Annotated in this window: 5 protein-coding genes and 1 pseudogene; 3 read left to right on the top strand and 3 right to left on the bottom strand. The window is 60.8% G+C overall.

Annotation, left to right across the window (positions count from 1 at the left end; genetic code table 11):
• On the top strand, window positions 1-581 hold a 581-nt coding region (locus ACFFAR_RS25930), incomplete at its 5' end, for an N-acetylmuramoyl-L-alanine amidase (RefSeq protein WP_174365678.1).
• Window positions 582-603: 22 nt separating this feature from the next.
• On the opposite strand, the gene ACFFAR_RS25935 is transcribed toward ACFFAR_RS25930, so the two are convergent.
• Together ACFFAR_RS25935 and ACFFAR_RS25940 are read right to left on the bottom strand one after the other, a co-directional pair.
• Entirely contained in the window at window positions 604-1,485 is an 882-nt protein-coding gene (locus ACFFAR_RS25935; protein ID WP_174365679.1) for an EamA family transporter, read from the bottom strand.
• Window positions 1,486-1,683: 198 nt separating this feature from the next.
• Window positions 1,684-1,947, bottom strand: a complete 264-nt coding sequence (locus ACFFAR_RS25940; protein ID WP_062167853.1) for a hypothetical protein — start codon at window positions 1,945-1,947, stop codon at window positions 1,684-1,686.
• Between the two features lie 179 nt (window positions 1,948-2,126).
• On the opposite strand from ACFFAR_RS25940, the gene ACFFAR_RS25945 reads away from it, so the two are divergent.
• Window positions 2,127-3,026, top strand: a complete 900-nt coding sequence (locus ACFFAR_RS25945; RefSeq protein WP_062000220.1) for a pirin family protein — start codon at window positions 2,127-2,129, stop codon at window positions 3,024-3,026.
• A 161-nt stretch (window positions 3,027-3,187) separates the two neighbouring features.
• Entirely contained in the window at window positions 3,188-4,036 is an 849-nt protein-coding gene (trxA, locus tag ACFFAR_RS25950) for a thioredoxin (RefSeq protein WP_375508716.1), read from the top strand.
• 125 nt (window positions 4,037-4,161) lie between these two features.
• On the opposite strand, the pseudogene ACFFAR_RS25955 reads toward trxA, so the two are convergent.
• Window positions 4,162-4,354, bottom strand: a pseudogene (locus ACFFAR_RS25955) (tRNA threonylcarbamoyladenosine dehydratase); the annotation flags it as partial.

A 4,354-nucleotide genomic window follows, 5' to 3' on the forward strand; every position in this document is an offset into this window, starting at 1 on the left:
CCCAACCCAACATGCGCGCCATGATGACGCGCGACAACGACTTCTTCGTGCCGCTCAACGTGCGTGTGCAGAAGGCGCGCCGCGTGGGCGCGGACCTGTTTGTATCGATTCACGCCGATGCGTTCACCACGCCATCCGCGCGTGGGTCGTCCGTGTTTGCGTTATCCGATCATGGCGCATCGAGCGCGGCTGCACGATGGATGGCGAACAAGGAGAACTCGTCGGATTCCATTGGCGGCATCAACGTGACAACCCAGGATGCAAGCGTCAACCGAGCGCTCTTCGACATGTCCACGACTGCCCAGATCCGCGATTCCATGCGCTATGGCAATTTCGTGCTCAACGAGATCGGCGATATCAACAAGCTGCACAAGGGCTCGGTGGAGCAAGCCGGCTTTGCCGTACTGAAGGCGCCGGATATTCCGTCCATTCTTGTGGAAACCGCGTTCATCAGTAACCCGGAAGAAGAGCAGCGCCTGAACGACGACGCGTATCGCGACAAGATGGCCAACGCGATCATGAAAGGCATCAAGCGATATTTCGCGGCGAACCCGCCCTTGGCGAAGAGCCGGATGACCTGAAGCAATGCACCATGCCGGCGTCTCAGCGCGCCGGCATCAACCGTTGCCTCAACCATCCACCGAACACATTCACGACCAGCCCGGCCATAACCAGGACCGCGCCGACAAACTGCATGGAGCTCAGTCCTTCGTCGAGCAGCAGTGCGGCCGATGCCAGTCCCACAATGGGCACGAGCAGCGAGAACGGCGCCACCTGACTCGCCGGATAACGCCCCAGCAGCTTTCCCCACAGCGTGTAGCCGAGCATCGTCGCGATAAACGCCAGATACACGATTGCGAGAACCGACGTCGTGGAAATGGCCGCGAGGCTTGCCTCGATGCGCGCCGGCCCTTCCATCACCAATGACAAGGCCAGGAACGGCAGCGGCGGCACGAGGCTCGCCCACACGACAAGCGACAGCAAGTCGACCTTGCCCATGCGCTTGGTAATCACGTTTCCGATTCCCCACATTGCCGATGCCGCCACCGTCAGCAGAAAGCCCGCGACGGTCATGGCGTGACCCGCCTGCATGCCGATCACGGCGAGCCCGCACGCGGCAATCAGCAAGCCCAATATGTTCGGCCCGCGAATCTGCTCGCCCAGGATCATGGCCGCGAAGATCAGCGTGAAAAACGCCTGCGCCTGCAAGACGAGCGAGGCGAGACCCGCAGGCATGCCCACGGACATTGCGTGGAAAAGCAGCACGAACTGACCAAGCGAGATGGTCGCGCCGTATGCGAATACCCATAGAAAGGGAACGGCCGGGCGCTTGACGAAAAACACCGCCGGCACCGCCACCAGCGAGAATCGCAACGCCCCGAGCAGCATGGGCGGCACGCCGTGCAAACCGACCTTGATCACGACGAAATTCACGCCCCAGGCAAGAATCACGATCAGCGCGGACAACAAATCCCTTGGCGACACAGCCATCTCCGTTAGTTGTATTCGATCTTCGCCGATCGTCTGGATCGCACGTGAATCGATACTTTAGCGGACGTTTTTGCAACTGCGTTGTACAAACTCACGGCATGGCCCATTCGGACAAGGCCACGCTGACAGTTTTGAACAAAGAAAAAGCGCTTGTACCGGGACCGGCACAAGCGCTTCTCGAGATCCCGGGATTTACTTGCCCTGGCCGTTTTCCACTGCGGCGCTAGCGCCCGTTTCGACCGCCGGCGTTTTGCTCTTGTTAGCCGACAAGCCATTCGACGACTTGTTGGTGCCGTGGCGTTGCATACGATGTTTTTTCATCGGCGCAGAGGCGCCCGACATCGGTGCGGCGGTGGAGTCACCGGCCGTCGAGTTGTCGCTCGATGTCTGCGCGAAAGCGCTGCCGGTAGCAAGAAGTCCAGCCGTAAGGGCGATCAAAAGCGTATTTTTGGTCATTATCAAAACTCCTGTCTTATGCAAAAGGGACGTTCAAGTGCTGCGGTTTTCAGGGATTGCGGTAACCATCGGCGTAACCACGAACCATAGGCCTTACGGCCTATCGCCGGATGACGCATGCATGCTTGAACCCGGCGCCCAGTAGAATTGCAGTTCCGAGCACGCAACCGAGCGTTCACATGTCTTCCACAATCGAAGCGTTTCTCAAGCCACACCAGCACGACGTCGGCAACCTTACAGTGCGGCGCGTGTTGCCCGCGCTAGCTGTCCGCACGGTCGGGCCGTTCATCTTCTTCGACCATATCGGTCCCGCAACGCTCGTGCCCGGCGTGGGGCTCGACGTCCGGCCGCATCCGCACATCGGGCTTGCGACGGTGACGTATCTGTTCGAGGGCGCGATCATGCATCGCGACAGCCTCGGTTCCTTGCAGAAGATCTCGCCCGGGGACGTGAACTGGATGACGGCGGGACGGGGTATCGTGCATTCGGAACGCACGCCGGACGAAGAACGCGCCGCAGGCCAGACCATGCACGGCATCCAGACGTGGATCGGCCTCCCGGTCGATGCCGAAGAGGTGGCGCCCTCGTTCGAGCATCATCCGGCCGCGACCCTTCCGCTAGTCGAACGCAACGGCGTGCGCTTGCGGGTGATCGCGGGCAGCGCTTTCGGCGAAACGGCGCCGACCACCACCTTCTCGCCGACGTTGTACGTCGCAGCAGAATTCACCCCGGACAGCGCCGTGACGCTCGATACAGAGCACGAAGAGCGCGGTGTGTATTTACTGGAAGGCGACCTCACCATCGACGGCGACGAAGTGCCGGCGGGCCAGATGGCCGTGCTGAAGAACGGATTTTCCGCCGACCTGCGCAGTACGAATGGCGCCATCGCCATGTTGCTGGGTGGCGCGCCGCTCGACGGCACGCGCTTCATCGAATGGAATTTCGTCTCGAGTTCGAAGGAGAAGATCGCAGCCGCGAAGCACGCGTGGAGCGAGCAGCGCATGGGGCATGTGCCTGGCGAGACGGAGTTCATTCCGTTGCCAGCACCGCGCCACGAGAACAATGCGCCGGAAGCGTGAAGCCGCGGCGAACTTGACCTCACCCGAATCCACGCTCGACTGTTTCACGCCGCTCGGCCCCGCTGCGCCCCTTGTATCCACGGAAAACCGCACAAGCTTCGACGTAGAATTGTTGAAGTCGCTTCACGCCCTTTTCTGTAAGACGCCTTATGAGGAACACCATGGATACAACACTCGCCACGTTCGAACAGGATGTCATCACCGCGTCCACGCTAGCGCCGGTCCTTGTGGACTTCTGGGCGCCGTGGTGCGGTCCGTGCAAGACGCTCGGACCCATGCTCGAGCGGCTGGAAACCGAAGGCGCGGGAACGTGGAAGCTGGTCAAGGTCAACGTGGATGAAAACCAGGAACTCGCGGCGCACTTCCAGGTTCGCAGCATTCCGCACGTGATCGCGTTCGCGGATGGCCATGCGGTCGATCAGTTCATCGGCGTGCTGCCGGAAGGCCAGTTGCGCGCGTTCATTGAAAAGCTGATGCCGGATGGCGCCGAAGCCGAGCTGCGGGCGGCGCACGCGGCGCTGGAGGCGGGCGACACGGATCTGGCAATCGACCATATCAAGGCGGCGCTCGTGCTCGATCCCAGTCACGACGACGCCCGCCTGGACCTGATCGAATGGCTGCTGGCTGCAGGCCGCACGGACGAAGCACGCGAAGAAGACAAGCTGTTGTCGCCGAAAACCACGCAAGGAATCGATGCCCGGTACAACGCGCTGAAAACCGAGCTCGACGCCGCCGAAGCCGCCGCGAGCCTGCCGCCCGCCGACGCGTTGATCGACGCGGTGAACGCGAATCCCGATGATCTTGAAGCTCGGTTCGCTTTGGCAAACCGCCTGATTGCGGGCCGCGACTACAACGGCGCGCTGGAGCATCTATTCGCGATCTTCACGCGCGACCGCGCTTTCATGGACGATGTTGGCCGCAAGACCATGCTGTCGGTTTTTGGTCTGGCCGCGCATCAGCCTGAGGTGGTCTCGGCCTGGCGTCGCAAGCTCAGCAGCGCAATGAACTGACTTTAATGCGCGTAATTTAATTCTTTCAATTGTATTAAATCAAATCGAGCAGAAGTCTTCTGCAGAACTTTGCTTAATGCTTTTAATGGCCGCTTCACCCGAAATGGTAAAGCGGCCATTCGTTTCTAAAGCGCCTTCTTCGCAAGTTCTCTCAAGACAAATGAAACCGCGGCGAACCCAAAACTGGCAGTGACGCATACGCTCGATCCGAACCCGGCGCAGTTCAGCCCCACCGGCCCGGCGTACCCTGGCGCGGTTCCGACATGCTCGGCTTCCTCGCCGATATCGCTGGCCGGCGCTTCCGGGTAGATCAGCGGT

Origin of the sequence: uncultured Caballeronia sp., assembly GCF_964243625.1 — a bacterium.
In the GTDB taxonomy this organism is placed as follows: Bacteria; Pseudomonadota; Gammaproteobacteria; order Burkholderiales; family Burkholderiaceae; genus Caballeronia.

Excerpts from the sequence above, each read along its gene's own strand:
- trxA (WP_375508716.1), top strand. The coding sequence starts at position 3,188 with ATGGATACAACACTCGCCACGTTCGAACAGGATGTCATCACCGCGTCC.
- ACFFAR_RS25940 (WP_062167853.1), bottom strand. The coding sequence starts at position 1,947 with ATGACCAAAAATACGCTTTTGATCGCCCTTACGGCTGGACTTCTTGCT.
- ACFFAR_RS25945 (WP_062000220.1), top strand. The coding sequence starts at position 2,127 with ATGTCTTCCACAATCGAAGCGTTTCTCAAGCCACACCAGCACGACGTC.